Source organism: Nocardia sp. NPDC005366 (genome assembly GCF_040606855.1).
In the GTDB taxonomy this organism is placed as follows: domain Bacteria; phylum Actinomycetota; class Actinomycetes; order Mycobacteriales; family Mycobacteriaceae; genus Nocardia.
Window position 1 is genome coordinate 1 of record NZ_JBEXFQ010000004.1, and the last position, 23522, is coordinate 23522.

Here is a 23522-nt window from a genome sequence, read left to right on the forward strand (position 1 = left end):
CACCGGCGACGGCAACGGCAAAGGCAGCGGCAACGGCAACGGCAAAGGCAACGGCGGTTCAACAGGCTCCACATCACCCACCGGCGGCCCGAACGCACACGATCCGGGTAGCACGGGTTTCGGTACCGGCGGTGCCAGTGGCGCGATGACCGGCCAGGACCTGCTGAGCCTCTTCTCCGAGGTATTGCAGCTCATCACCTCGGGGCTGCCGCTGCTGGAAAAGCTGGGCAACGAGCTGGCCGCGCAACTCGGTCCGGGGCTGCAGGCGTTGGCCAAGGCCGTCGTGGACGGCACGATGACCGTGAAACAGGCGATCGACGAAGCCTCGAACCGCATCGGGTCGGAAGTGAAACGGATCGGGGACAAGTTCTCCACCCTCGGCGCGACCGGACCGCTCGAACTGTCGCTCGAACTTTTCCCGCCCCCGAATGAGGAGCCGCGGGAACAGCCCGAATCGCCCGGCCGGGCCGGAAGTCACCAGCCGGGAACCATCGAGGACTTCACAAACGCCATGCCCCGCACCGAGCCGATCGTCGTTCCGATGTCGCCCGTGGCGCCCAAGCTCACGCAGGAGGGAATGTGACAGGGAAACGTAGCTGGCGGTTGACCGGTCTGCAATACCTGGTGATGCGCGAGCGTCTCGTCGGCCGCAGACAGAATTGGCCGTTCAGCTATATCTCCGATATTCGCGGCTACTACGATTTCGAGTTCGCGAAGGCTCGGGTGTGGGGTGAACTGCAAGCCGAATGGGATCCGGCGCTGGCCGATGTACTGGTGAAGTCGCTCAACGCCGACATACGGATGGTCGCCCACGCCGAGGACAAGGGTGCGACGAATGGTTTCGCCGACCGTAAAGTGATGGTGGGCAAGCGTTTCGGCGAACGTGGCGTGCTGATCGAAGGGTTCGTCGGGTCGTCACCGGAAAGTCACGACGAGATCGAGATCACCGAGTGCGACGCCGCTTCGCTTTCCCGTTCGATAGTCGACAGACTGCCGCCGATGGATGCCGGTTCCCAACCCAGGGTGGAACTGCTGAGCACCGACAAACAGGACTCGTTCGATCACTGGCACGGTCGCAGTTCCTACTTCGACGGGGACGACGATCGCGATGTCGACATCCGCAGCCGGATGTGGCAGGCCGCCCCGAAATCGACCGTCGGCCGGATCGTGATCACCCAGGGCCGCTCCGCTTTCGGCCCGAGTGGACAGGTCACCAAGTACATCTTCTGGGAGGACCACCCCGACGACGGCCGCTATGTCGTCGACCTCGAACCGCCGATAGCCGCCGTCGCGACCGACGCCGACGCATTGGGCAAACTCATCGACCGGCACTGCGGTGAGCTGCTCCTGGTCGGTGCGGACGAGTCGCGCCGAGGGGTCATCAGGGAAAGCGTCTTCGATGACGGCCGTTGACACGAAACGCGAGGACCAGTCGTGACCGGGTCGAATGATCGTCTGCGAATCGAGGTGGCCCAGGTGCTCGACGATGTCGCGCAGATCGTCACCGGATTGGCCGACGCGCAGCGCGGCCACCGGCGGCTGACGGCATCGGGATCGGCCGAGAACGGGCGAATCGTCGTGATCGCCGACGCATCCGGTGCCGTGGCCGAAGTCGTCTTCGGCGATGGCGTCGAGAATCTCGGTTACCACCGGATCGCCACGGCTACCGTGCGTGCCGCCCAGCAGGCGGCGAACGCGGCGAAGGACAAATCCGACGAGCTGCTCACGCCGCTGCGGACGGCGCTGGCGCGACTGCCGAAACTGTCGGACTTTCTCGACGCGCGTACTCCCGACCGGGCGGCGGTGTCCGACGAGATCCCACCGCCACCGCCCGCGCTGCTGACCCCGCCCCGCGAGCGCGTCCCGGCCTTCGGTGACGATGTCGCGGGGCCGTTGGACGCGCCGCCGCCGAGCGAGGTGCCGGTCGAGCCGGGACCGGACGCGCCGGGCAGCGGCGACGGCGACCCGACCGCCGAGATCATCCGACTCCAGAGCCGGCGTGCCGGGCTCTACACGACCGGCGCGGCACGCGGGCGCCGGGTCATGGTCGCGGTGAACGCCGACGGCGTCATGATCGACCTCGAGTTCTCCCCGGCGATCGGGGATCTCGACTACGACGAGATCGCCGACGCGATCACGGCGGCATCGCATGCGGCGGTGCGGGAGGTCGCGCGTATGGTCACCGCGCTGTTCACGCCGATCACCGGCGAGCGGCCGCGCTATCCGGGCGCGAGCGCGACGCTGGCCGATCTCGGACGATTTCGCGACCAACTGCGCTGACCGCGCCGAAGTTCGACAATCAGCACGTGGGAGTGTGGACATGGCACTTGATCCGGATGTCTCGGACAACACTGTCTGGGCGGATCTGCCCACCGCGGTGGGCAACGGGGAGTTGATGCTCGAGCCGGGAACGGCCGAGAAGTGCGCCGGGCACGTCGAGGACATGCTCGGCGTCGTCGTGGGGGTGCACAGCTGGGTGCAGCAGAACTTCGCCGCGGCGGGGCCGGTCATCGCCGTGCCGCTGGTGTCGGCCGAACTGCTGCGCACGGTGTTCATCCAGAAAATCGCCACCGAGTTCGAAGAGCGCATGGATCGGCACCGCAACATCCTCACCAACATGGGCAACACCTTTGTCGAGGCGGGTAAGAAGTATCAGGCCACCGAGCACGATTCGACGACGCGTTTCCAGGAGATCTCCTTCGACAACCCGACGGGCACACCGCCGCCGGGCGCACCCGAGCCGGTTCCGATCCCGACCCATCCACGGAAGCCGAACACCGGGAGTTCTTACGACAGTTTCTCTTTCGGGCCCGAGATGGGCGCCCAGCTCGGATGGGAGACGCTGTACACGATCGGCGAGTCGATCGACTCGCAGGCCGTCGCCAATGCGGCGGGGGTCTGGTACTGGCTGTCGCAGACCCTGGACACCGGTTTCCGTACGCTGCGGTCGAGCATTTCGGCGGTGACCGCCGACTGGGTGGGCCAGGGCTCGCAGTCGGCGATTCTGGCGACCCAACAGTATGTGGGCGCCTCCCGACAGCTGACCGGTGATATGAACCTGCTCGGCGACTTGTTGGTCTACACCTCCGGCTGGCTGCAGCAGACCAAGAACGGAATGCCGTCGACGCCGGAGCCGCCCACCGCCACCACCGTCGCGCAGCAGACCAGAAACCAGACCGACCTGCTTCGATACCAGGCGAACTTCCAGACCTACTACGCCGAGAATTTCACGCACGCCACCGAGCACGTCGTGTCATTGCCGCAGCCGGACGAAGCGCCGGTTCCAGGCATGGATATCGGGGGGAACACTCTCGACGGTGGTCCCTCGGGCGCCCCGGTCGCCTACGGGTCGGTCCGCGATCCAGAGGGCACGAGCCTGAACACGCCGAACGGGTTCGATCCCGAAGGCGGCGGCAACGATCCGACCGGAGGGTACACACCGTCCGGTGAGAACCAGCCCGCAGGCTCGGATCCGGCATCTGGCCTGCCGGGACCGGAGAACCAGGTGCTGTCGCCTCCGGAGTCGCCGACCGAACTGTCGACCGGGCCGTCGAACGATCCGCCGACGGTGCTGCACAGCCCGGTGTTGTCCGGCGGCAGTGGCGGCGGCTCGTCGGGTCGGGGCGGGTTCAGTGTCAAGAGCGGGTCCGGCGGACCGAGCGCGGGACCCAGGGGACTGGTCGAGAAGTCGAAACTGTTTCCCCGCGCCGTTCTCTCGCCGGAAGGGGAACCGGTGGGCCGGGCCGGGCCGGGCAACGGGCGTGGATCAGGATTCCCGCTCGGTGGCGTGCCGGGTGCGACGAAGAACGAGGAGAAGGAACGCAAGAAGTCCGAATACCTGAACTCGGGCGAGTACCTCGCCGAGGCGCTCGGCGGGCCGGGGCGCGGTGTGAAGCCGGTGCTGGACAGGTGAGCCGCACCTGGAATCTCACCGATGTCGAGCTGATCGTGCTGTGGGACGATCTGTTCAAGGACCGGCTGCCCGCGCCGTTGTTCGCGCAGTATCGCGGCGAGAACGCCGAGGACTGGGCGAGATTGGCCGCCGAGGCCAGGGGCGGGATCCGCGCCCGCGACGACGGTGCCCTGCACGATGCGCTCGCCCGGGTCGCCGAGGCCGAGGTCCGGGTCTGCGTCCAAGCCATCGACCCGCGCGACCCGCGGGTTCGCGACAGTCCGATACGGATGCTGGGTGGACGCCGAGGTGCGGTGGCCGCCCTGATCGATCAGCTGCCCGGCGAAACCATCTGGCACAGCGCCGGATTCGTCGTCAGCATGGGGGACGCGGATTGGCTCGCCGCGGCGGTGGCCGGTGCGCTGCCCGTCCGGGAGCCGGGGCGACTCCCGGACACCCCGCTGGTGACCGACGACTCCGGGACCGATCACCACTACGGTCGGTCACCGGTGCGGGAGAGCTATTCCGAAGCCGACCGGTGCAGCGCGGCGTGGATGTCGCGCTCGGCGGACCGCGTGGGCGTGATCGAAATTCACCAGGGCAGTTCGATATTCGGGCCGCGCGGCGTCACGTCGTATCGGATCGACTGGTGCGATCTGGCTGGAGACGGCCGCTACGCGGTGATCGGAACCGCGCCGTCGATCGCCAGAGCGATCGACGAGAAACGGCTCGCTGCCATGATCACCGCCGAAATCACCAAGGTGATGCAAACTCTGGAGGACGAGCGCAGTGGCTGATCGGTACCGACGTCGCATCGATGACACTTTCCGATCGCTGGACGCGACATCCGGCAGCGCGATCCACGACAGCGCGGTGTACGAAGGCGCGGTGTACGACAGCGCGGTGTACGACAGCGCCGTGGACGACAGCGCCGTGGACGAAGGCGCCGTGGACGAAGGCGCTGCCTCCGACTCGGTGCCGCGGGATGGCCACGGTGGCACGAGCCCACTCGATGCCGGTAGTGAACACGCTGCGGCACAGCAGAATTCGACATTCGCCACCTACTCGGTGGGTGAAGCGTCCTCGCGCGGGGGCGATATCGTGGTGAGCGCCACCGATTCCGGTCTCCCGCTCGCGGTCCGGGTCACATCCGAGCAATTGCGGCGTGACCCGGACGATCTCGCGGCAGACCTGCTGCGGCTGTGCAGGCTGGCCGCCAGCCGTGCCGGACTGCAACGCCGTGGCTACCTGAGCGGGCTCGGACTGTCGGAACAGACGCTGAACCGACTGGGGCTACCCGATCGGGAGACGGTGGAACGGTCCGAGATCGCGGACGAGGCCGAACGCGAGTACGAACCGCGCAGTTGGCTCGAAGATGCGGACCCGTGGTGACCGACTTCGACACGCTCGAAGCCGCTGCCAGGGCACAGGTGGATCGGATTCGCGGGCTCGTCGACGATCTCGCCGTGATCCGGGTCGAGCATACGAATGACGACGCGACGATCACGGCGACCGTCGACGGATCCGCCCGCCTGATCGGCCTGCGATTGTCCGAGGGGATTTCACTGATTTCCCCGGCCGAATTCGAGTGCGCCGTGGTCGAAACGGCCGCCGCGGCGGCGCGGCGGGCACTGGATATGCGCGGCAGCCGGATCGAGGAATTCAACGGATAGGTGAACAGCCGGACCTGCGGCAGGCACCCGGTACCGAAAATCGCGACGGTGCACCGATATCGGCGGTGCGCCGTTTTCGCTGCGTAGCACGAACTACCTCCGCGGGCACCCTGAGCAGCGCAATCGACGGCAAGGTGAACAGTAGGAGCCGCGGCTCGCGCAGAGCTTGCCGAACCCGTCGAGCTCATTACATTTCTGACTGAACCGCATAGGTATCGAGTTCGCAGATCAGCCCAGGAGGGTGCCGCGATGGACGTTCTCAATGTGCAACCGCAAACATTCCGGCAATACGGTGAGATTTCCGAGGGAATGGCCGCGACGGTCGCCGCCGCCGGTGCCGCCGATATCACCGCGGCCATCGCCGCCGCAGTTCCCGTTTTCGGGTTGATCGGCCAGGAGTTCCTGGCCAGTTTCGCCTGCGCACAGGTCAACCACTTCGCGGCGCTGGCCGAACTGGTCGAATCCTTCGCCACCACCGCGGTCACCTCCCACGCGGCCGCCCAGGCATTCGAACTGACCGAGCAGGCCAGCGCGCAGACTTTCACCCCATCGGCCGACAGCGAGCGATGACCCCCGCCGAATCGCCCGGGGGCTCGGTGCATCCCACCGTCCTGGACGCGTTGCGCGACAACCCCGTCGCACCGCTGCTCGGGCTGCCGGTCGAGCAGGTGCTGGCGGGAATGGGACTGCCAGGGTTGCCCCAGCCCGTGGCCCTGCCGCCGCTGCCGGGGCTGCCCGCGTTGCCGCCGCTCGACCCCGTCGCGCTCGCCAAGCCGATCACCGATCTGTTCAGCGGGTTCGGTGACGGGAACCTGAACAACGGCGGGACGCTCAATCCGCAGGTACTGCTGCAGAATGTGCTCCGGGCGGTCGAAACCGCGATGCAGTGGGCGGCCCAGGGCATCCAACTGTTGCAGACGATGCAGAGCGCGGGCGCGGTGGCGGCGGCCGGCACGGGAGCGCTCACTCAGGTCGCCTCGGCGGCGATTTCGACACAGGGCGCGCAGATACATCTGACACTGGGCGCTGCGGCCTCGACAGTTGCCGTCGGGTATGCCCGATTGGCTTCGGTGGCAGCACGATTCGCGCTGACCGCCGCGGGGTTGGGGCCGACCTTGGTCACCCCGCCCGGGCAGGCCGCGCTGCTGGCCTCCGCGGTGGAGGCCGGTTCGGAGGCGGTCGCCATCACCGCGCAGACCAAGGCCGAGCTCGCCGCGCACCAGGCGCAGATGGACGAGGCGGGTACTCGGGTGCAGACCGCGCATCTGCCGAGCTCCCGGGCACTTCGTGCGACGGCGCAGCCCGTGACGGCCTCGCTCGGGGGTGTCGAACCAGGACCGGCATCCGCTGCCACGGGTAGCCATACCGTGCCGGAGCTGGCGCGCCTGCTTTCGGAGTTGTGGCAGGTGGTGCAGCCGCTGGCGTCGGTCGCGCAACAGCTCGGGCACGACGCCTCGGCCGCCTTCCCGACGCATGCGGGTCTCGGCGGTCTGCCGTTGCCGCCGATGGTCCCGGTCCACGCCGGTGTCTCCGGCACGGCGGCGACGACCGGATCCGGCGGCGCGCCGACCGGCCCGGCCGCCGCACCGCTCGGCCGATGGCAGGCCGGGAACATCGTCGAATCGGTACCCGGTCCGGTCGAACTCGTGACAGCTCCCACCGCGATCACGATCGTGGCCGACGAGACGATGTCACCCATGGTTCCGGCGGCCGGGCCGATCGGCGACGGCCGCCTCCGTTCGACCGCGTACACCTCCGCTCTCCCGGTCGATGTCCGCTACGGCGACGAACTCGTCGGGAGCGGACTCGACGACACGACCGCACCGGTCATCGGCGGCGCCGTGACCGGTGACCCCGAAACCCCGCTCCACCCGTAGAGGAGAACAGCCATGAGCCGCATAGCATTCGACCACGAACTGGCCCGGCTGGCAGCCGGTCGGCTCGACACATTGGCCGACAGCCTGGAAGGCGACCTCGGCGGCGCGACCGCCGCGCTGCGCCCCCGGGCCGCCGCGCAGGACCCGGTGTCGGTGCAGTCCGCGCAGACACTCGGCGCGGTCGGCGACTCCTTCCTCGACGCGTATCTGGGCGGCGTCGGAGAACTGCGCAAAGTCGCCGCGAACCTGCGTTCGCACGCCGACCTGCACGAGAACGCCGACGGCGACGCTGTCGAGTTGTTCCGCCCCCTGATGTAGCCGCGCATCCGGCGCGGGTGGGCCGACACCGAGAGCGAGGTTTGACGCGATGGTCGAATCACCGGAAGCCGGTTTCACCGGCACCATATGGGACGCTGTCCCGGCCGAACAACTCGCGCACGAGTTGACCAGCGGACCCGGCCCTGGCCCGATGGCCGAGGCCGGGCTGGCCTACACGGCGCTCGCCGCGGGACTGGGCGGGGCCGCCGCGGAATTTCGCGCCGTGCTCGCGGTCATCGGTGAGGCATGGGGCTCGCATTCCAACGAGGACGGGCTGGCGCAACTGGCCCGGCTGGCGGATTGGCTGGAGGACACCTCGACCGCGGCCAGGGACAACGCCGCGACCGCCGCGCAGCAGGCGGCATCCTATGAGATCGCTCGGGTCACGATGCCGCATGTGACCGAGGTGGCGCAGGCCGCGCACACAGTGGAGGACATGGTGCGCGGTAGCCTGCTCGGCGCGCCGTTGGCCGGTCTGCTCGACACCGTCGAACTCCAACTGGAGGCGTTGCGCGAACAGGCCGCGCAGGTGATGCGCACCTATGAGGCGGCCAGTGCGACGCTGGCCGCGCCGTGGCAGCACGACCAGGCACCGGAGGTCTCGGCGGGCGCAGCCCTGCTCGCCGAGCAGTCAGCGCCACCCGCCCGCGACCTGTCCGCGAACACGCCGGTGGTGCAGCAACCCGCGCTGCAACTGCCGCACGCGGTCGACCTCGTCCTGCCGGATATCGCGCCGCAGCCGACTGTCACCGTCGGCGGCGAATCGTTGGTGGTGACACCGGTGCCGCCGTTCGCGGTGAACATCGCGCAGAGCGTGGTCGCGGCGCCGCCCGTGGCGGTGGCGACGCCGCCTGCCCCGCCGCCGATTCTGCCTGCCCCCGTCGCCGAGCCCGAACCGCGTCCTCCCGCTGCCCGTGCCCTCGGCGCCGACGCGGGCGACATCAGTGGCCGGATCGTGGTCGACACCGGATTCGTCACCGCGCCTGCGGTTCTTGGTGTCACCGCGGACAGCAGGCCCGCTGCGCCGGTGGCCGCCGCGGGACAGGACTGATCACGTGCGGTTCATACTTCGGCCACCGATGTGGCGCGGCAGGAGTGCCGAATGACGACGTTGACCAGCGACAGTGTGCTGGCGGTAGCGGACGCGCTCGGCGTGCAGACGCTCCCGGCGGTGCTCGCGCTGCGGCCACACACCGCCGACCGGGCCCGGTCGGCCGCCGACCGGACCACCTCGTTGCGGGATCTGCGCGCGCGAGGGGTGCTCGACGACGACGGCGCCGTGCTCGACGACGAACTCGCCGCGGCCTTGTTCGCGCTGGCCAGGCCCGATCGGCAACTGGTCCTGCGCATTCGGCGCGACGGCACGCTGCGCCGGATGTGTTTGGTCCGCCGGGGAACCGACCACGCGGTCGCGGTTCGCGTCGGCGAGCAGGTGCGGGTGCGCACGGTGTGGGGTGACGAGGATCCGGTGGCGCTGGCTCGTCCGATGCTGGCCGAACTCGGGCCGTGCGCGCCCGCCGACATCCCCGCGTTCACCGCCCCAACGGCCGAACTCCAGCAGCGCCTCGACGAACCCGGAACCGATCCGGCCTCGGCGGCCTTCCGCCTCGGCATGCCGGAGGCCGCCGCGATGGATCTCGGATCGGCACTGCGGCAATCGAATTCGGTCGCCGAATTGGTCTGCTACTCGCACCGCGACGGGTGCGCCACCCGTTCCGGCGCCACCACCGCCGTGTACGACACCGCGGTCGGCCGGATCATCGGCGGGGGCAGTGTCGCCGCCGACGGACGAGCATGGACCACCCTGGCCCCGGGCAGTGATCGCCGATTGGCGCATGCCGTCGCGGCCCAGATCGAGGCGTTGCCGGAAGGCAGATGGATGCCGTGAATCGGCGCCGCCGGTACCGGACCGCGCGACCCGTGAATTCCCCGATCGTCCGGAGCCATGACTCCGGCTTTTTCACACAACCATTGTTCGAGAGGACATCCCATGTCAGGAACGAGTTCATCGGCTTTGCACCTCGATTTCGCGACTTTCCAGAAGTACGCGAACTCCTACGCGGCCGTCATCGCGCCCATCAACAAGACCGTGGACAACTTGCGTGACTCGGTCGAAGCGGCGAAATCCGGATGGATGGGTGACGCCAACGACGCGTTCACCCGATTCGCCATCGATCTGGAAGAAAGGATTCGCAAGGTGAACAAGGATCTCGGTCTGGTATCCGATGCGCTGAATACCGGCGAGAAGCAGGTCGCGAATTCGGATAACGAAAGTATGAGCGGATTCACGACGTTGAGCACCAGCTACAGCTGATCGCACGAGTACGGCCGCCGATGCACCGGTCGGCGCCATCCATGAAACACAACTCATTCGAGAACGGAACATCACAATGCTGTACGACCCGACGAGCGTCAACGCTCTGATCACCGATCTGGGTTCCTATCACACGACGCTCACCGGCGAGCAGACCAATGCCCGCGACGCGGCGAACAAACTGCTGGCCGAGGCATGGCAGAGCGGTAACGACGGCGGCGCCTCGGCTGCATTCCGGCAGAAGCACGACACCCTGATGACCGACCTGGACGATCTGCTGCGTGTACTGGCGAAGGGAAAGCAGCACGTCGAGGACGCGCTGGCCAAGGCTATGCGGACCGATCAGCAGGTGGCCGACGACTTCACCTGGTAGCTCGCCACGGACCGGTATATGGGCCCGCCGCCTCGGGGCGGCGGGCCCATATTCGGTCGGTGGCCCCGGTTCACGCGGGCTGCAATGCCGATTCCGTCGCCGGTTCGCCGACGGATTCCGCCGCGGGTGCGCCCGCGGTCTCGGCGACCGGTTCCGCCGCGACGAGGTAGCGGGACTCCTCGGGAATCGACACCGCCGCGATCGTCAATTCGCCGCTCGCGGTCCTTACCCGCAGCTCGGCCGGATTGTCCGGGGACTCCCACAGCACGACGTCGGCGTCGTGGGCCGGGGAATCAGTGGCAGGGAAATCCGTGGCAGGGGAATCAGTGGCAGGGGAATCAGTGACAGGGGAATCAGTGACAGAGGCATCCGTGGCCGAACGGATGTGGACGACGGTTCCCTCGGCGACGTGCCCGGCGGAGCTGACCCCGTCGTAGACGATCATCGTGGCCGCAGCCGTATGCTGCGCGTCCCCGCCCTGGGATGAAAGGGACAGTATCTCCGGCGCGTCGACTACCCGGACCATGTGTTCCCACTCGTGCGGCCGCGTGCTGTGCACGATCACGCGGGCGCCGACGGCGATCGAGCGGAGAATCGTCGACTGGGCCAGTCGCAGGCTGGTGAGGATCTTCACCTGCCGGACCGTCGGACCGAACAGCGGTATCGCCACGCCGAAGCCGTCATCGGTGGCGCCGATCACCTGGCCGCACCCACCCGCGGGCACCGTGAAACGGGCCAGGGCCGAGGGTGAGCCGCAGGCGGCATCGGCCGCTGGGAGCTGCCCGCCGTCGAGCAGTACCCGCCGCTGTCGTCCGTTCAGCGCCCGCAATCCCAGCTCGTCGGTGCTCCGGTCGGTGTCCCGACGCCGATCCGCGGTCGTGTCGTGGCGCACCAGCGCGGTCAGCGCCACCTCGTCGGTGTGCCGCCCGGACAGATCCGGCTCGCGCGCCGGGGTCAGCCGGAATCTCGTCATGGTGGCCGTGCCCGCGACTGTCCACACCGCCGCCAGCGCGCCGGAGTCCAATTTCTCGGGGGGGACGGCGTAGCCGGCCAGTTCGAGGTCACCGCACCGCAGCGCGCGCCGCCGCTCGGTCCACTCGCGCGGGTCCGTGTCGTGCAGCAGCTCGGCCTCGGCGGCGGCCAGTTCGGCGGCGGTCAGCACGGAGATCCGGACGCCCTTGGCGCTCAGGCGCGTCGTGACACGCTGGGTAGCGACCAGCGCCGTGCGGATCACCCCCTCCCTGCCGCCCCCGCGATTGGCGATGGCGTCGGCGTTGTCCAACGGGTCGAATCGCAGGACCAGCCACACGGTTCGGGTCGCCACCGCAGGCAGCGGCCCGAGCAGCCGTTCGTAGTACCGGACCACTTCGTCCGGGCCCCGGGTCCGTGCGCCGAGAGTGACGACGTCGACGGCGGCCAGCCGGATATCGAACTGCGCCAGGCAGCGCGCCACCTCGGTGAGCGATACTGCGGCGCCGGTACGGATCTCCGTGGCGCTGAGCAGGGAGGGTGTCATATCGGTGCGGTCCACCCGCAGCATGGTGATCAGGTGGCCGTTGTCCCATCGCATTCCGCACGGGGAGCCACCGGAGCCCGCGACGGTGATGTCGAACGGTTCGGGACGGGGCTCGATAACAGGGCCGCGCCAATTGCGCCACCGCAGCGCGACATCAATTCCGAGAATTCGCCAGATATTGGTTCCGCGCGTCCGGGCCGCGCTGAGCATCGTAATTCCGAGACCGGTGCCGAGGGTTGCCCACAGCGGTCCGCCGAAAGCCGTCGTCGCAGTTCCCGCAGCAGCGCCCGCCGCAGTCGAGGGAAGCACCACCGGTAACGGCAGCCGACCGAACAATCCCCGCGGGCCCCAGCGCAGCGGCGGTATATCTGTGGTGGCCGGATTATTTCTTTGCGTTTTATCCCTGTCGTTCATTCGACGTATCTCCGTTCAGCGCGGACCCCTGTGCGCGGGTAGCGTCTCACAAGCCGGCCGAATATGCGTGTTCGTGCGCGCGGTGTTCACTCGCACGTGAAGGAGTTCGATGTGCCCGCACAATTGACAACCCGGGCCCAGGTCAATGGTTACAGGTTCTTGTTGCGGCGCTTCGAGCATGCCCTGATTCGTCGTGATGTGCGCATGTTGCACGATCCCATGCGAATTCAATTCCGGTCGATGATCACCGGGCTGGTGCTGGCGTTGCTGGTCACCGCCGGGTGTGCCGTGCTGGGTTTCCTGCGCCCGCAGGGGCAGGTCGGCGATGCCAAGATCGTCACGGGTTCGGGTAGCGGCGCGCTGTACGTGGTGGTCAACGACAGCCTGCACCCGGTGTTGAATCTGGCGTCGGCTCGATTGATAGCCGGTAGCGCCGAATCGCCCAAGTCGGTCAAGGATGCCAAACTCGCGGCATCGCCCCGCGGTCCGCTGCTCGGCATTCCCGGCGCACCGGCGTCGCTACCGAGTCCGGCTGTCACCGACCGTTCGGAATGGACGCTGTGCGACGACCTGACGGCGGGTCTGAAAACCACTGTGCTGGACGGCACCCCACAGGTGGGCCCGCAGGTCCGCGCGGCCACGGCGAACGAGGCTCTGCTGGTGGCCGCGGACGGCGCGACCTATCTCGTCTACGAGGGAAAACACGCGCGAATCGAGATGGGCGACAACGCGATCGTGTCCGCGCTCCAGGTGCACGACGTGCGGCCGCGACAAATCGGGACCGGACTGCTCAACGCCACGGTCGCGGCACCCGACCTCGCGGTGCCCGCGATCCCGAATCTCGGGGCGCCGAGCGCGGTGCGCGGCGGTTTCGCGGTCGGTTCGGTGATCCGGGTCGAGGGGCTCACGGGAGCGACTCCGTACGTGGTGCTCGCCGACGGCCTGCAGAAGATATCCATGTTCACCGCCGAGGTACTGCGCACCGCGAACTCGATGGGGCTCACCGCGATCCCGCTACTGTCACCGGACGCGATCAGCGGGGTGCCGATCGTGCACACCCTGCCGGTGGACCAGTTCCCCGCCGTCCGACCGGGCATCGTTTCGGTGGACACCAAGCCGGTGGCCTGCGCGTCCTGGGAGCGGGGCGCCCACGACCAGGTGGCGCGGTTGCAGGTGCTGATAGGCACCCGGCTGCCCCTCGCGGCCGGGGCGCAGCCGATGGAACTGGTCGTGGGCGAGGCGGCCGACTCCGCCTACATCCCCACCGGCACCGGCGAATTCGTACAGGTGACCGGTATCGAGCCGGACAGCACCCGGCGCGACAGCTTGTTCTATGTCACCGATACCGGGGTCCGGTTCGGCATCCCCGACTCCGCCACTGCGGCTGTGCTCGGGTTGACCCAGCCGAAACTCGCGCCGTGGCAGATGGTCGGCCAACTGCCCGCCGGTCCCATGTTGGATCGGCAGTCCGCCCTGACCGCCCGCGACGTCGTCCGTGCGGACGATTCCGTTCGGTGAGACCGCGCGGTCTCGGCGTCACAGTGACAGGAACATGAACTACGGACGTATTCCGGGTGAGAGTGCCCCGGACGCGTGGTCGACACATCGTTTTCTCGGTATCAACCGGTGAGTCGGCGCGAGGCGCCGGATGTGAAAGGTGGGCTTATGCCACGAATAGTGGGCAGGTATGCGAACGGCGGGATCGTGGTCGCCGTCGGCGGGGTGTGCGCGGTCGTCGAGCCGGATGCGCTCGACGCCGAGGGGCAGTGCGCGACAGCACCTTCGGACCTGCGAATCGCATTGGTGAGCGCGGCGGGCGCGGAGCCGGGTTTCGCCGCGACCGACGAGCCGATGCCACCGGATCTATTGTCGGCGGACCAGATTCGGGCGCTACTGGAATGGGAAGTCGGTTTCGTCGAGGGCGTGTCCGGCCACAGTGAGCGACCCGGGCTCAGCAGCGGGGAGGCCGAACTGTATCTGCGCTATCGTCCGGACACCGGTGACGAGTACCCGAATCCGTTCGCCTCGCAGGCGGTGGACCGCCCGTTCTCGCTCGATCGTCTCGCCGTGCCGTCACCGGCCGGATCGGTCGCCGGGGAGAGTTCCGAGGCCGCAGCTCTCGGCGCCTCCGGTGACGAGGAGCCGCATCTGCTCCTGCAACTGTGCGCGTCCATGGTCTACGTGGACGATCTCTCCGGTGACGAGATCGTCGCGGACGCGGCCGAGGATCTGATCGATCGTATGAGCTACCTGGCCACGGTGGAGGAGTTCTATCCGGCGCTGACGCGGGCGGTCACGGCGCACACCGTGCCGGACTCGGCGGTGGAACTTGCCGACGGTTTCGACGCGAACGACATCCTGGACTTCTTCGGGCGGCTCACCGCCGAACTGGACCGGCGGCGGCCCTGGCCGGATCCGCCGCTGGTGACGGTGGATCCGGCGACGTGGCCGTCGATGGGTTCCAGCAGACCGATCGGGTGGGTCGACATCGCCATCTCGGATCTGGAGTGGGCGGTGAAGTCGGCATTCCCCGATGTGGATGCCGACGATCAGCCCCTGCTGGTGCTGCGTCTGCGCGGCGGGCAATTGGTGGCGTTGGTGGGGGAGGACGGGTACAACCCGAATCGCTTTCTGGTACTGCTGCCCGACCTCGACGATCAGCAGGACGCCGCGGAGGTCGCCGCCTATCTGTCGCGATACGCGGACCTGCGCGTGGAATCCGAAGGGCTGGAGGAAGCGGCAGCGGAGGTGTCAGCGTCGTGATACAACCGGAGAACCGGCGAGTGGCCGGGGAAGCCGCAGAGGTGGTCGACGTCCTCACGAACGCGCTGGGCCGGATGATGGAAGCCCGTGCGGCCCGCGACGCCTTGACCGCGTCGGCATCGGTGGAGCGCGGCCGAGTCACCGTCGTGGTCAACGCTTCCGGATCCGTCGTGCGCACGGTGTACTCCGAGGATATCGCCGATCTCGGTTACGCCCAGATCGCGCGCGCCACCGTGCGGGCCGCGCAGGCGGCGGCCGCGGAGGTCGCGCGCAAGAGGCAAGAGCTGCTCGCTCCGCTCACCGAGTTGCGGGACCGTCTGCCGAAGCCGGAGGACATGTTCGGCGAACTGGCCGCCCTGCGCGACCAGTTGCCCCGGCCGCTCCCCGCGCCGCTCACCGCCCCCTCGGAGCGTTCCGGGGCCACCGGTCCCGAGTACGGCGACGCGGTGCCGCGCGAGGGCAACAGTCATCGGATTCTGGACCGCTGAGCCACACGAGTAACCCCTCGAGAAAAGGAGTTTCGGTATGTCGGACGACGACTTCGACAGTGCCATGGGCGATTTCCAGGCCAGAATCGCCGAAGTGGCACGGCTGCAGGAGGAATGCGCGCAGCTGACGTCCACGAGGAGCGCGGAACGCCGCCGGGTGCGGGTCACCGTGAACGCCGACGGCATCGTCATCGACGTCAAGTTCTCCTCCGACATCGGCGATCTGGGATACGACGAGATCGCCGCGGCGGTCACCAAGGCCTCCCGCGCCGCGGTACGCGACATAGCCGACCGCAGAAGGGAAGTGATGGCAACGCTCGCGGTCGAGCGCAGCGCCGGTCCGATGGACGGCGTTGCCCCGGCGCTGGATTCGCTGCGCGATCAGCTGCGTTGACTTCGACTCCGGCGAGCGTCAGCGGGTGAGTCCGGCGAGCGTCAGCGGGTAACTCCGGCGAGCGCGAGCTGGGTCCACGCCTCGGCCAGGTCGGTGTCCTCGTCGGTATCGAAGGCGGACAGCGCCAGATCCCTGGTGACCGTGCCGGATTCGGCCGCTGTCACCAGGTCGGCGACCGCGGGGCGGGAAGCGGACCCGCCCAGCACCCGGCACACGATGTCGGTCACCGTCTCCGGTGTCCACAGTCCCGGAATCGCGGCACCGATCCCGGTCGGGGCGGGTGAGTCCCCGCACGACCATGTGCCGCGGTCCCACCAGTAGCAGAACGACAACTGACCGGTGAGCGATCGATGGTTCAGCACCGAACCGTCGAGCCAGTCCGGGATGCCCGCGTAGTACTCCGGGACCGGCAGCCCGTCGTTGTAGGCGGCATCGAGTTCGGGTGCGTTCCAGATACCGCCGGACAGTACCGCGCGCCCTGCCGGGAGCAGTTGCAGTGTCGAGCCGCCGCCGTTGCTGGCCTCGAAGACGGCGGTGGATCCGACGATGCGCGGACCCCATTCGGTGCGGATCGCGACAGCCGCGGCGGCCACTGTCGCCCACCGCGCCCATACCGTGGCCGGTTCGAGGAATTCGACCGGCCGCGCGGCTCTGCCGCTGTCGAGCCGGGCCAGGGCGAGCAGGCGCGGTAACCGCTGCCGTCCGTCATCGACGGCGAGCCGCGCGGCCAGCCAGACCGGCAGCCGATCGCGGGGAAACTGCTCGAGATCGGCGCGATAGGCGGCCGCGGGCAGCAGCCGATTCGAGGGGAACGGATGATCGCCGTAACCGAATTCGCACTCGGTGGTCCCCTCCCGATCGTGGTGGAGCACGACCTGCCACCACATCCGCTCCTCGAGCGGGGCGGTCACAGTCCGCAGCACCTGGACCAGTTCCGCTGCCGCCGCGGGCACCTCGACCGGCACGCGCTCCCCGTCACCGAGAACGAAAACCGCGTCCGCGGTAACCATCGAGACGGTCACCGAGAAGGCAAGACCCAGCCGGTCCCAGTCCGGCGGGGCTGCGGGCATCAGCAGTGCGACGATGTCGCGGGCGAGTTTGTCGACCGAACGCCGACTATCGGCACGGTCGTCCGCGGCGGCCACGGGCGTCAGGGGGGTGAGCGATCCGGGGCCGAATTCGGTGAACAGCGAGAGCGAGAAATCCGGGCTGTCGTCGGCGGCGGGGAGTTCGTCGTCATGGCCTGTCGGGGTCGCCGGGCTGCCAGGGGTCGCCGGGGAACCGTGGGTCGCCGGGTTGTCTGGGATCACCCGGTTGGCGTGGGTCGCCGGGGAGCCGTGGGTCGCCCGGTTGTCGCGGGTCGCCGCTGAATCGTGGGTCACCCGGCTGTCGTGGGTCTCCTGGTTGTCGTGGATCGCCGGGGAATCGCGGATCGCCGGGTTGCCTCGGGTCGCCGGGGCGTCGGGGGTCGCCGGGGTGGCGCGGGCCGACCACATCATCTCGCGGAATGCCGGGTTGTCCGGGCTGGGTCGGTGGTTGACCCGGTTGTCCTGGCTGGCTGGGTGGTTGGCCGGGTCGTCCTGGGTCGTCCTCGTGTGGCTGTTCATCAATTCCTCCCGTCAGCCAGAAGTCCTCGTCCGGGGGTGGCGGCGCGGTGAACGGGTCCGGCATCCCGTGGTCCAGCGGCCATCGGCGCGGTCTCGGCTTACCGCTCATGTAGCCGCCGTCCAGCAACGACCGCTCGGTCGCGACGCTGTCGTCGAGCCGGCTGAGCTGCGCTTGCAGCCGTTTCTCGGCGATCCCCGATTTCATCAGCAGATCCTCGCGATCGGCCCGCATTCTCTCGAAATCCGCATGGCGCTGCTGGACTTCGTGTTCGAGCCGCGCCAGATCGGCGAACGGGGGCCGGGTGTCCTCGGCCGGATGCTCGCTTCGGCCGAGGGGACGGTCGAGTTCGGACCGATGCTGGTCGCGGGCCGCGCCCGCGGTCCGGCTGGCGTCGTCCACGTCGCCGATGGCCTTCTGCGTGGCCGCCATCGCCCGATCCTGCCTGCCCATCGCCTTGTCCAGGTCGCCGCGTACGGAGTTCAGCTCGCGGTCGGTGATCGCCGATTGCGCTGTCCGGTCGGCCACCTCCTTCTCCTGGATTTTCAGTGTCTTTTCGAGTTCGGCGATCCTGTCCCTGGTCATGGCTCGCTCGTCGGGCGTCTCGTCGTGCCGGTTGCGCAATCCGGCCAATTCTTCCCGGGTGGTGTCCCGGTTGGATTTCGCGGTCGCCAGGGCTTCCCGCTCCGTCGCACGATATTCGTTGAGCGTGCTCAGGCCCCGCCGGTCCGCCCTGATGTGGGCCCGGGAGACGAGGTCGTTGGCGGTTTTCAGCTCTGCGATGCGCTCGTCGAGCACGGTGAGTTTATTGCGCACCGTGGTCACGCTCGGATCCTCCACCGTGGGCCGGACACCGCTGGGGCGCTCATCCGGACCGTCGTGCGACGCCGCGTCGCTGTGCCGGCTCGAGTCGGCGCGCTCGTTGATCCCGTGTTCGCTGATTTCGTCGACGGAGCGGCGATCGCCGTCGATGGACGACCTTGTGCTCACCGACACCTGGCTGTCCTCCGAGATATCGGTTCGCGACGGCTGTTCGGTCGGATCGCTGTGTGTCGAATCCCTGTGTGTCGATATGTCGTCGCCATCGGGTCGAACGGCGACGTTCGTCTCGGCGGGATCGGCGGTCGCCAACTTGTGTTGGATGTGTGCGCGCGTCGCGGTGTCCGCGGCCAGCGCGGTGTCCAGCCGCTGCCTGGTGGTGGTCACGGCATCGCGCGCCGCCGGATCCGTTGGCGCCGCGGCGGCCCGGCCGCGCGCCCGGACGTGGTCCAGTTCCGCCTGCAGCACCTCCCGCCGCGTGCCGGTGAGGTCGCGAACGAGGCTGCGCTGCCGCTCGATGTGCGCGTCGCGGAAGGCCCGGGGATCGCGCGGTACTCCGTCGGGCTGGCGATCGCCGGTGTGGGCCCGGTCCTGCGCACGGGCGGTGCGATATCCGGGGACGTCGCGCTGCCGGATCTCTTCGAGCAACTCGGCCGAGGATTTGACCGGCCCGTTCGACGAGTTCGACCGCGCCGATGGTGGCGTGTCGACCGCACCCGACCGCTCCGACGAGGTGCCGCTGTGCTCGCTCAGAGCCGGCGACGCCGACCGTGACCGCCCCGGCACCTCCAGCGAATGCTGGAACCCGTTCTCCTGCAACGGATCCCGGTCGAACCGGGTCGCCGCCGGTTCCCGGCCGAGCATACCGATGTAGCCGCGCTGCGCACCCATGATCGAATTGCTGGACACCGCGCCGATCAGCCCGATCCGCGGGTCGAATGTCCCGGTGAACAACGAGGCCACGCCGCCACCGACCAGAGTGCTCGCGATGGTCGGAACAGTTCCGGCCGCAATGCCAAGTCCGGCACCCCATACACCCGCGGTGGGGTCCTTGCCCCAACCGGTCAACAGCTTGCCGCCGAATTTCTCCAGATTGGTCGCGACGAACGCGCCCGCGTACCAACCGACCACCGAGGCGGATATCGACATGCCGATTTTCGTTCCGTCGATGGTGTCGCGATGGCCTTTCGCGATCTGGACTTCCTGCACCATCAGATCGAGGCCGCCCGCCCAGATCACATTGTTGACGCCTTTCCCGATCAGGAATTCGACCGTGCTCACCGGCAGTTCGGCGAGCATGAGCGCGGTGGAGTCTCTGAATCCCGCATCGATCAACGAGCGATACAGCGTGGGCGTGGCTTTCGACATCATCGATGACACCGGTTGCGCGACGAGGCGTGCGATCCGCCCCGGTTCGTCCGGCAGACGCGGGAGATATCGGAGTACCTTGACCAGGTATTCGCCGATATGCGGAATCCGGGCGAGCGCATCCAGCGCGGCGTTGGCGATTCGGTAGACCGATGCGCGCGTCGCGCCGATCGCGGCGGCTTCGACCGCCGGAGCGGTGGGCGGCCACAGCCAGGCGCCTGCGATCTGCGCGGCCAGGATCGTCACCGCCAAGATGATCATGAGTTTGGTCTCTTCGATCGTCACCGCGGCGTTCCGGGTCGACGTGCCGATGCGACGGAAGTCCTCGGCCAGCTGTTCGATCGAGTGCTCGCCGGAGACGAGTTCGTCCAGGGCCGAGGCGATTCGGTCACGGCCCGCGCCGGATGCGTACCCGCTGAGTGCGAGGTTCTCCGCCGCGCGGATGACCGGAACCACCTGCCGGTCGAGTTCGTCCGCGGCGTCCAGCCAGGCCTGGGCCATCGCGAACATGCGGTCCTCGTCGCCGTCCGGCCACACCGATCCCACCACGTAGGTCAGGAATCGCAGGTCCGGCGGCCAATACAGGGACACGGGAGCGGATCAGAACGCCGCGGCGTTGCCGAATTCGGTGCCGGTCATCTTCATCGACGCGTCGATCATTCCCGTGCCGAACTGGGTGATGGTCTCCGCCATGTCCCGGCCGCCGCGTACGAGGTTGTCGCGGGAACTGATGTAGCCGTTCGATCCGTCGGCGAATTGATGCCCGTACGAATCGTTTCCCCACGTCTCCGACCCGTTCGAAAAGGCCGATTTCGCGAGCGTATCGATGATTCTCTCGAACATGGAAGCCGCGGTGTGCAGTTCTAGGCCGGCGGCTTCGATCGCGCTCGGCGCGATGACAATCTGTTCCGGCATGACACTCGTTTCACGTCGATATTCACGTCACGGGCTAGATGAGCTGCCTCGATACGACGAACCACCTCGGCGATCCGGTTCGGTGGTGCCGTCGCTCTCGGAATTTATCTACCATAATCTGACGGTGTATACCGGAGTTTTCAGGTATATCGCGGGGAGGTTACGCCTCGCCGGGTAGGACGTCACCGAGTTCCCGTCGGACCATCGCGTTGAGATACCTGTCGACGAATCGGTCGATCACGTCCGCGGCCACCCGGCTGGGCAGCTCGCGGGTGGAGTCGAGTTGCGCGCTCAGGCGATCGACGTCGCGACGTGTGCGATCGGATTGGCGGAAGGTCCGGACGGCGGTGCGCAGGAAGATGTCGGTGAACTGCCGGGCGATGTGGTCGCAATCGGTGCGTAGTTGGTCGATTTCGTCGAGTGCGCGCGCCACCGGCACGCCCGCCTCGACCAGTCGATCGAAGACCTCGATCAACGCTGGTTCCAGCGCGCGGTAGGTGGTCGCGTCCACCGGCTCGTAGAGGCCCGCCGTGACGGCCCTGGCCAAACCGCCGGGCAGGTCGTCGAATCGTCGCGCCAGGTCCGCCGCGGTGATCAGGCCGACGTCGGCGCTGTGCGGGGACGGCGGGGGAGTTGTTGTCGCGGCGACGCCGAGCACGTCGGCGAGGTCCTCGCCTCTGTCCCAGGCCTCGAGTAGCCCGCGCACTCCGTTGAGTGTGATGCCGCGTTCGAGCAGTCGCTCGACGATGCGGATCCGGTTCAGGTGTTCCTCGCCGTAGAACCCGGTGCGCCCCTTCATCTTCGGCGGCGGCAGCAGGCCGCGCTCGTTGTAGTCGCGCAGTGTCCGAACCGTCATGCCCGCCTGCTGGGCCAGGTCGTTGATCGTCAGCTCCGCATCCACCGCCATGCCTCCAGGAAACCACAGATGAACAGTTATCCGACTCGCTCGCGTGCAGTATCCACGCCGGGGTGCCGCTGGTTCAATCGCCACAACATCGCCGCCTGGCATCCACTCGGCCACGCTGCGATGCGCGAATGCCGAGGCGGCGTTCGAGACCGGAGGTCCCCTGCCGATGCGACGGGGCAGATTTCCTCCAGGTTACAGTCCCGACCGCCTCTTGTTATGTGCCATTGATTGACGGTACATTCCGTCAATCAATGGCACATATCGAAATGAGGAAGGCCGAGTCATGAAAACCATTCGACCGCAAGAACCTCCGGCGACGGCCGCCGGGATCGCCGGTGAAGACGCCGGATATCACAAGGTGTTGCGCCCACGTCAGCTACAGATGATCGCCATCGGCGGCGCCATCGGCACCGGACTGTTCCTCGGTGCGGGCGGGCGACTGCATACCGCGGGCGCAGGCCTGTTCATCGCCTACGCGATCTGCGGAGTCTTCGTCTTCTTCATACTCCGGGCGCTGGGCGAGCTGGTGCTGCACCGTCCGTCTTCCGGATCGTTCGTGTCCTACGCACGCGAATTCTACGGTGAGAAGCTGGCTTTCGGCGTCGGCTGGATGTACTTCTTCCACTGGTGCATGACCGGCATCGTCGATATCACCGCTATCGCCGCCTACGTGCACTACTGGGGTGCGACCAAGGTGATACCGCAGTGGACGATCGCGCTCGCGGCACTGGTGATCGTGGTGGCGATCAACATGGTGTCGGTGAAGTGGTTCGGCGAGATGGAGTTCTGGGCCGCGATGATCAAGGTGGTCGCGCTGGTCGCCTTCCTGGTCATCGGGCTGGTCTTCCTCCTCGGCCGGTTCAAGATCCAGGGTGAGGCGACCGGTCCCGGCGTGATCTCCGCGCACGGCGGACTGTTCCCGAACGGTGTTGTGCCCCTGGTGCTCACGACCACCGGTGTCGTATTCGCCTACGCCGCGGTGGAACTCGTCGGCACGGCGGCCGGTGAGGCCGAGAACGCGGAGAAGATCATGCCGCGCGCGATCAACTCCGTCATCGCCCGCATCGCGCTGTTCTACGTCGGTTCGCTGGTGCTGCTGGCGATGCTGCTGCCCTACACCGCGTTCAAATCCGGCACCAGCCCGTTCGTGACCTTCTTCGCCGCACTCGGTGTCGGCGGTGCCGGGTCGGTGATGAACCTGATCGTGCTCACCGCGGCATTCTCCAGCCTCAACGCGGGCCTGTACTCGACCGGGCGCATCCTGCGCTCGATGGCGGTGAACGGCAGCGCCCCCGCCGTGGCCGCGCGGATGACCAAGGGCGGCGTGCCCTACGTCGGCATTCTCGCCACCGCCACGGTCGCGCTCGCCGGTGTCGGGCTCAACGCGATCGTCCCGGAGAAGGCCTTCGAGATCGTGTTGAACATGTCGGCGATGGGCACCATCGCGGCGTGGGGCGCGATTCTGATCTGCCAGCTCAAGCTGTGGAAGTGGTCGCAGCAGGGCCGGATCGAGCGACCGAAGTTCCGTCTGATGGGCGCGCCCTACACCAGCATCGCCTCGCTGCTGTTCCTGGTGGGGGTGCTCGGGATCATGCTGTTCGGCCGCGACGAGACCCAGCGCGGCGCCGTGATCGCGATGGGCGTCGTCGTGGTGCCGCTGATGATCGTCGGCTGGTACCTGGTCCGTGGTCGGGTCTCGGCGATCGCCGAGGCGCGAGAGGGCTACACCGGCCAGCTCCCGGTCCTGGCCGAGCGGGCGCTGGGACACCGGCCCCTCGACGTGCCGAGCGTCGCGGACGAGAAGGTCCACGAGCAGACGCACACACGGTGACGACGGGCCGATCCCATAGCCGCACCGCGCGGTGTACGGATCGGCCTCCCCCGGC

23 protein-coding genes and 1 pseudogene are annotated in these 23522 nt (G+C 68.0%); 19 read left to right on the forward strand and 5 right to left on the reverse strand.

What is annotated here, in order from left to right:
- The 14 genes and pseudogenes from ABZS43_RS06045 to ABZS43_RS06110 all read left to right on the forward strand — a co-directional run.
- Window positions 1–583, forward strand: a pseudogene (locus tag ABZS43_RS06045) (hypothetical protein); the annotation flags it as partial.
- Window positions 580–1413: an ESX secretion-associated protein EspG gene (locus ABZS43_RS06050; protein WP_355034711.1), complete on the forward strand. Its 834-nt coding sequence runs from the start codon at window positions 580–582 to the stop codon at window positions 1411–1413. The pseudogene ABZS43_RS06045 and the gene ABZS43_RS06050, both read left to right, overlap by 4 nt.
- A 21-nt stretch (window positions 1414–1434) precedes the next feature.
- A complete protein-coding gene (locus tag ABZS43_RS06055) occupies window positions 1435–2280 on the forward strand; it encodes a YbaB/EbfC family nucleoid-associated protein (RefSeq protein ID WP_355034712.1) in 846 nt (281 codons plus the stop codon).
- 40 nt (window positions 2281–2320) lie between these two features.
- Window positions 2321–3913 (forward strand): hypothetical protein, encoded by a 1593-nt coding sequence (locus ABZS43_RS06060; RefSeq protein WP_355034713.1) that lies wholly within the window; start codon window positions 2321–2323, stop codon window positions 3911–3913.
- Entirely contained in the window at window positions 3910–4689 is a 780-nt protein-coding gene (locus ABZS43_RS06065; RefSeq protein ID WP_355034714.1) for an ESX secretion-associated protein EspG, read from the forward strand. Before ABZS43_RS06060 ends, ABZS43_RS06065 begins: the two co-directional genes overlap by 4 nt.
- Window positions 4682–5284: a hypothetical protein gene (locus ABZS43_RS06070; RefSeq protein WP_355034715.1), complete on the forward strand. Its 603-nt coding sequence runs from the start codon at window positions 4682–4684 to the stop codon at window positions 5282–5284. The genes ABZS43_RS06065 and ABZS43_RS06070 overlap by 8 nt, the downstream gene beginning before the upstream one ends.
- Window positions 5281–5565 carry a YbaB/EbfC family DNA-binding protein gene (locus tag ABZS43_RS06075; protein WP_355034716.1) on the forward strand — a complete coding sequence of 95 codons (285 nt, stop codon included), beginning with the start codon at window positions 5281–5283 and terminating at the stop codon, window positions 5563–5565. The genes ABZS43_RS06070 and ABZS43_RS06075 overlap by 4 nt, the downstream gene beginning before the upstream one ends.
- A 249-nt stretch (window positions 5566–5814) precedes the next feature.
- A complete protein-coding gene (locus ABZS43_RS06080; protein WP_355034717.1) occupies window positions 5815–6135 on the forward strand; it encodes a type VII secretion target in 321 nt (106 codons plus the stop codon).
- Entirely contained in the window at window positions 6132–7442 is a 1311-nt protein-coding gene (locus ABZS43_RS06085; RefSeq protein WP_355034718.1) for a hypothetical protein, read from the forward strand. Before ABZS43_RS06080 ends, ABZS43_RS06085 begins: the two co-directional genes overlap by 4 nt.
- Before the next feature lie 12 nt (window positions 7443–7454).
- The gene (locus ABZS43_RS06090) at window positions 7455–7760 is read left to right on the forward strand and encodes a PE domain-containing protein (RefSeq protein ID WP_355034719.1); all 306 of its coding nucleotides are present in this window, start codon (window positions 7455–7457) and stop codon (window positions 7758–7760) included.
- 49 nt (window positions 7761–7809) lie between these two features.
- Window positions 7810–8811: a PPE domain-containing protein gene (locus tag ABZS43_RS06095; protein ID WP_355034720.1), complete on the forward strand. Its 1002-nt coding sequence runs from the start codon at window positions 7810–7812 to the stop codon at window positions 8809–8811.
- Window positions 8812–8862: 51 nt separating this feature from the next.
- Window positions 8863–9648, forward strand: coding sequence for an ESX secretion-associated protein EspG (locus ABZS43_RS06100; RefSeq protein ID WP_355034721.1), 786 nt, complete (start codon window positions 8863–8865; stop codon window positions 9646–9648).
- A gap of 102 nt (window positions 9649–9750) precedes the next feature.
- Entirely contained in the window at window positions 9751–10074 is a 324-nt protein-coding gene (locus ABZS43_RS06105; RefSeq protein ID WP_355034722.1) for a WXG100 family type VII secretion target, read from the forward strand.
- A 76-nt stretch (window positions 10075–10150) separates the two neighbouring features.
- The gene (locus ABZS43_RS06110) at window positions 10151–10447 is read left to right on the forward strand and encodes a hypothetical protein (RefSeq protein WP_355034723.1); all 297 of its coding nucleotides are present in this window, start codon (window positions 10151–10153) and stop codon (window positions 10445–10447) included.
- 70 nt (window positions 10448–10517) lie between these two features.
- Here the strand turns inward: ABZS43_RS06110 and eccE are convergent, their stop codons facing one another.
- On the reverse strand, window positions 10518–12377 hold the full coding sequence (eccE, locus tag ABZS43_RS06115; protein WP_355034724.1) for a type VII secretion protein EccE: 1860 nt from the start codon (window positions 12375–12377) through the stop codon (window positions 10518–10520).
- 111 nt (window positions 12378–12488) lie between these two features.
- Between eccE and eccB the strand changes: the two genes are divergently transcribed.
- The 4 genes from eccB to ABZS43_RS06135 all read left to right on the forward strand — a co-directional run bounded on the left by eccB (window position 12489) and on the right by ABZS43_RS06135 (window position 16022).
- Window positions 12489–13895 carry a type VII secretion protein EccB gene (eccB, locus tag ABZS43_RS06120; RefSeq protein ID WP_355034725.1) on the forward strand — a complete coding sequence of 469 codons (1407 nt, stop codon included), beginning with the start codon at window positions 12489–12491 and terminating at the stop codon, window positions 13893–13895.
- Window positions 13896–14042: 147 nt separating this feature from the next.
- On the forward strand, window positions 14043–15140 hold the full coding sequence (locus ABZS43_RS06125; protein ID WP_355034726.1) for a hypothetical protein: 1098 nt from the start codon (window positions 14043–14045) through the stop codon (window positions 15138–15140).
- A 20-nt stretch (window positions 15141–15160) separates the two neighbouring features.
- The gene (locus ABZS43_RS06130; protein ID WP_355034727.1) at window positions 15161–15628 is read left to right on the forward strand and encodes a YbaB/EbfC family nucleoid-associated protein; all 468 of its coding nucleotides are present in this window, start codon (window positions 15161–15163) and stop codon (window positions 15626–15628) included.
- Window positions 15629–15665: 37 nt separating this feature from the next.
- Window positions 15666–16022 carry a YbaB/EbfC family nucleoid-associated protein gene (locus ABZS43_RS06135; RefSeq protein WP_355034728.1) on the forward strand — a complete coding sequence of 119 codons (357 nt, stop codon included), beginning with the start codon at window positions 15666–15668 and terminating at the stop codon, window positions 16020–16022.
- 41 nt (window positions 16023–16063) lie between these two features.
- Here ABZS43_RS06135 and ABZS43_RS06140 read toward each other — a convergent pair whose 3' ends face one another.
- The 4 genes from ABZS43_RS06140 to ABZS43_RS06155 form a co-directional block, all read right to left on the reverse strand.
- Entirely contained in the window at window positions 16064–17332 is a 1269-nt protein-coding gene (locus tag ABZS43_RS06140) for a hypothetical protein (RefSeq protein WP_355034729.1), read from the reverse strand.
- Entirely contained in the window at window positions 17259–20405 is a 3147-nt protein-coding gene (locus ABZS43_RS06145) for a hypothetical protein (RefSeq protein WP_355034730.1), read from the reverse strand. Before ABZS43_RS06145 ends, ABZS43_RS06140 begins: the two co-directional genes overlap by 74 nt.
- Window positions 20406–20414: 9 nt before the next feature.
- Window positions 20415–20729 carry a hypothetical protein gene (locus ABZS43_RS06150; RefSeq protein ID WP_355034731.1) on the reverse strand — a complete coding sequence of 105 codons (315 nt, stop codon included), beginning with the start codon at window positions 20727–20729 and terminating at the stop codon, window positions 20415–20417.
- Window positions 20730–20889: 160 nt separating this feature from the next.
- Entirely contained in the window at window positions 20890–21636 is a 747-nt protein-coding gene (locus ABZS43_RS06155; RefSeq protein WP_355034732.1) for a MerR family transcriptional regulator, read from the reverse strand.
- 283 nt (window positions 21637–21919) lie between these two features.
- On the opposite strand from ABZS43_RS06155, the gene ABZS43_RS06160 reads away from it, so the two are divergent.
- The gene (locus ABZS43_RS06160; RefSeq protein WP_355034733.1) at window positions 21920–23467 is read left to right on the forward strand and encodes an amino acid permease; all 1548 of its coding nucleotides are present in this window, start codon (window positions 21920–21922) and stop codon (window positions 23465–23467) included.
- The last annotated feature ends 55 nt before the right edge of the window (window positions 23468–23522 follow it).